Genomic DNA, 3,517 nt, shown 5'->3' with positions numbered 1-3,517 from the left:
AGTTAATGTGCTTTTTTTTGGTTTACTCCAAAGGTTTGTGTCTTTTTACTATGTCACTTCTACTTATTTAAGTATTTTTAGGTCGACGAAGATAAAAACACAAAATAAGTATAAGCTTAGTGTTAGGGCGAAAAGTCCTCGGACATTTTCTCCCACACAAACCTTATACAAAACCGTTGTACCACATTATGAAAAAAATTTCCGCAATAATAATTTTAATTCTAACATTGATTTCTTGCAAAGAGAAAACTAATGAAAATCCAAGCGAAAAAAATATGACAAATGAATTTATCTCTCGAATACATACACCTGAGCTTGAGACTGACTTTTATAGAATTTTAGGAACGACTTCTTTAGAAAAACATACTGCTGGCTTTCAAAAAATAAATTGGAAAAAAGACTTTTGGAGCGAATATGAATCGGGGAATTTTAATATGACCAACCTAGAAGCGTTTAACAGAACTGACTCTAAATATTTATCAATTGGAACAGCACCGAATACGGACGATACTTTTCAATTTGTTGTTGGACTTGGAACTCATAAAGAAACTAACGACAAAAACAATCCAATCAGAAAGATAAAACTTTATTTTACCGAAACAGAAAATTCAGAAGTCCCAGAAAAATTAATTGAACTATTTTTTAAAGGAGATTATTCTAATATAAACTCGGAATTAAATAAATATGAAATGGACGAAATTGAGGATTTGTATTTGAACATAAAATAACGTGGTACAACACCGTGTATAGCTTATTGCGGCTGAAGTGCTTAAACAAAAGTTAGTATTTTTTTGCTAACTTTACTGCTTATCCGAAAAACCTCGGATTTTAGCCCGCAACAAGCCATACACAAACACGTTGGCAGTAATTGCCCCGAATCCCTGCTGAATTAATGACTGAGAAACAGATTGAAAGAATAAAAAATAAAATTGCCAAAATAAAAAAAGGACTTGCCGCGGACAAAAAACATTGGGGCGGATACTATCATGATGGCGGAGGACTTCGTTACATGCCGCCTGAATTATATTTAAAAATTCAAGATTATAAAGGGAGTTTGAGATATTTTAATTGGTTTGATAAAAATTTCCCAGAAGATTCTGGATTTCCGATTTTCCTCTTTGAATGGACAATTACATTATTTAAAACTAAAAAATTGAAACTAGCTGAGAATAAAGTTAAACATACCTTTTATTCAAATACTTATTTATTAGATAAATTTCTAGATAAAGAATTGCTTCAATTTAACAAATCTGAGGATTCTAATTGGCAATATGAGCAATTGGTAGATGATTTCAAATATTCAAAAAATCAAGAAGAAATGAAAGATTTCGCTGAATGGTTGAATAGTTACATGAAAAGTGAGGATTTTCTTGAATTTGCTAATGAATTTATTGAGATAAAAGCGGAATTAAAAGATGAACCAGTAGGAAAAAGACGTAGTTATTTAGTCAATAAAGAATACGAATTACTTGAACGAATATCTTTTTCTAAATAAAATGCAAATACAGCCAACACCGCATAAAGTCAATGTGGGTTTTTATAGTTTGCCCAAAGGTTTGTGTTTTTTTATTATGTCACTTCTACTTATTTATCTATTTTTAGGTCGACTAAGATAAAAACACANNAGTCCGGGGCTGAGAATCTTACGATTATCAACTCCCACACTAACTTTATACAAAACCGTTGGGCATAATTTGCGGAAACTGCCTAAAAATAAAAAACCTCTCAAAATAAATCGAGAGGCTCTGTATATCTTTCACTTAATTACGTTTCTATAAAGAAAGAGGCTTGATTAAGCATTACAATACAAAATAAGTGAATATATTTGTAATAGACAAATAAAAACCGGAAAATATTGGAATATCAAAAATTAGAGTATTACTTATCACAACCAAGATTAGACCGATTTCTAATTGCAACTGGTAATTCAAAATCTAAAGCTCAAAAATTGTACAGAATTAATTTAAGAACTGCTCAAGCTTTTTATCCTGTGTTAAACTTATTTGAAATTTTCTTTAGAAACATTGTAAATTATCAAGTATCGTCACATTTTGCGAATCCGAATTGGATAATAGCTGAAAGAAATGGATTTATGAATCATCCCTCACTAAGTTCATCCAGATTCTTTTTGAGAAACTCAATTAGTAAAGCAGAAAGAACTATTCGCAGAAAAGGTGGAATTGTAACATCTGGAAAAGTTATAGCAGAACAATCTTTTGGATTTTGGACAAGTTTATTTGACACACACCATTACAGATTAATTGGTGGAGTGGTTATTCATTGTTTTCCAAATAAACCAAATCACGTAAACCGAAATATTCTGAATCAGAAACTCAATAATATTAGAGAATTTAGAAATCGAGTTTATCACAACGAACCTATTTGTTTTAATGGAAATGTCATTGATTTTACAGAAGCTACAAATATAAAAAACGAGATTTACGAACTATTGGAATGGATAGATGCTGACTTAACTGATTATGTGGACTATTTCAACGGAATCGATACGAAAATAAATATGGTAAATAACCTATAAAAACTATGCCCAACACCGTATAAAATTAATTGCTGGTTTTAGCCTATTTACGAAAGTTCTCGCGGACTTTCCATCTGTAATTTATTTACTAACTTTAGTGCTTGAATCACGCAACTAATCTTATACAAACACGTTGGCAAACATTAACAACAAAAAATATGAAAAAACTAAAATATTTAGTTCTTAGCTTAACATTAACGCTAATAATTTCTTGTGGATTTAAAAGTTCAAAGCAAAATGATTCTGTAGAGTTTACACAGAAAACTAAAGTTGAAAATGTTAAGATTAACAAAGACAATAAATATGCTTGGGCAGTAACTGGAATGATTAGAAATAATAGCTCTTCGAATATTAAAGGTGCTGTGAAAATAAAATTTCTAACTCCAAATGGTGATATTGTGCATACAACTAGAGCAAAAGTAAATGATGGAGATGTTCTTAAACCTGGACAAGCTGGTAATTTTAATTATTACACTGAACCCAAAAATTTTAATAGAGTTACAGATTTTGATGTTGAGTTTTACGAACGTTAAGACATTAATTAAAAATTGATTTTTTTTTGTTTAAAAAACACAGGAGACAAGCTCCTGCGTCTGTCAAGACAGAATCTTGAATGATAAAAACCTTATTCTATGGATATGTTTGAAATCGCAAAAGAGTCGCTATACATATTAGCTGCCATTTGTACAGTTTGGAAAACAATCATAGAGATTTGTTGTAATTAAGTTCTTTGAACGCTTTGATTTATTAAGAACATTCTTAGAGAGCGTCACGAATGCCAATGCAATAATATAATTACAGTTTTTACATCAAGTCTTCTTGATTTGTTGAGAGAGGTAGTTAACGCTACCTCTCTTTTATTAAAAGAATATATTCATAATTTGATTTTTAAATTAATAACCTGATTAAAAAAACGATTTGCCAACACCGCATAAAGTTAATGTGGGTTTTTATAGTTTACCCAAAGGTTTGTGTTTTTTT

Annotated in this window: 4 protein-coding genes; all 4 read left to right on the top strand. The window is 30.3% G+C overall.

The features are described from left to right. Window positions 1-188 precede the first annotated feature (188 nt). The 4 genes from FGM02_RS17555 (at window position 189) to FGM02_RS17540 (ending at window position 3,069) form a co-directional block, all read left to right on the top strand. A complete protein-coding gene (locus FGM02_RS17555; RefSeq protein ID WP_139959876.1) occupies window positions 189-728 on the top strand; it encodes a hypothetical protein in 540 nt (179 codons plus the stop codon). Window positions 729-892: 164 nt separating this feature from the next. Then, window positions 893-1,495: a hypothetical protein gene (locus FGM02_RS17550; protein WP_139959874.1), complete on the top strand. Its 603-nt coding sequence runs from the start codon at window positions 893-895 to the stop codon at window positions 1,493-1,495. 360 nt (window positions 1,496-1,855) lie between these two features. Then, on the top strand, window positions 1,856-2,536 hold the full coding sequence (locus tag FGM02_RS17545) for an Abi family protein (protein ID WP_166461221.1): 681 nt from the start codon (window positions 1,856-1,858) through the stop codon (window positions 2,534-2,536). Window positions 2,537-2,694: 158 nt separating this feature from the next. Next, window positions 2,695-3,069, top strand: a complete 375-nt coding sequence (locus FGM02_RS17540) for a Phr family secreted Rap phosphatase inhibitor (protein WP_139959870.1) — start codon at window positions 2,695-2,697, stop codon at window positions 3,067-3,069. Window positions 3,070-3,517: the final 448 nt, after the last annotated feature.

The sequence above is a fragment of the Flavicella sediminum genome (genome assembly GCF_006381105.1).
GTDB lineage: Bacteria > Bacteroidota > Bacteroidia > Flavobacteriales > Flavobacteriaceae > Flavicella > Flavicella sediminum.
Note: the sequence above shows the minus strand (reverse complement) of the source record. Positions and strands in the feature narration are given on the sequence as shown.

Excerpts from the sequence above, each read along its gene's own strand:
- FGM02_RS17555 (WP_139959876.1), top strand. The coding sequence starts at position 189 with ATGAAAAAAATTTCCGCAATAATAATTTTAATTCTAACATTGATTTCT.
- FGM02_RS17550 (WP_139959874.1), top strand. The coding sequence starts at position 893 with ATGACTGAGAAACAGATTGAAAGAATAAAAAATAAAATTGCCAAAATA.
- FGM02_RS17540 (WP_139959870.1), top strand. The coding sequence starts at position 2,695 with ATGAAAAAACTAAAATATTTAGTTCTTAGCTTAACATTAACGCTAATA.